The organism is Streptococcus parasanguinis (assembly GCF_001074805.1).
Taxonomy (GTDB): domain Bacteria; phylum Bacillota; class Bacilli; order Lactobacillales; family Streptococcaceae; genus Streptococcus; species Streptococcus parasanguinis_A.
In genome coordinates, this window is record NZ_JUPI01000105.1 from 1 (window position 1) to 220 (window position 220).

Consider the following 220-nt stretch of genomic DNA (forward strand, 5'->3'; position numbering starts at 1 on the left):
ACGGAACTACATCACAGAGACTACGACAGAAGTACACCACGTAAAACCAAGTGGTACTTTAACGATTGAAAATAATAATGTCGAGACGGGCACCTTTGATGCAGTAATTCGCAATGTAGTAGCTCCAAATGGCTTGAAGGAAGTCTTGATCCCAACCTGGTCCGACAAGAACTGGCAAGATGATCTAGTATGGCACAAAGCAGTCCGTCAAAGTGATGGC

The 220-nt window shown here is 44.5% G+C and carries 1 protein-coding gene; it reads left to right on the forward strand.

The genetic code is table 11. The features are described from left to right. Positions 1 to 220: GBS Bsp-like repeat-containing protein (locus ADI76_RS07000; RefSeq protein WP_049515356.1), on the forward strand; the 220-nt coding region annotated here is incomplete at both ends.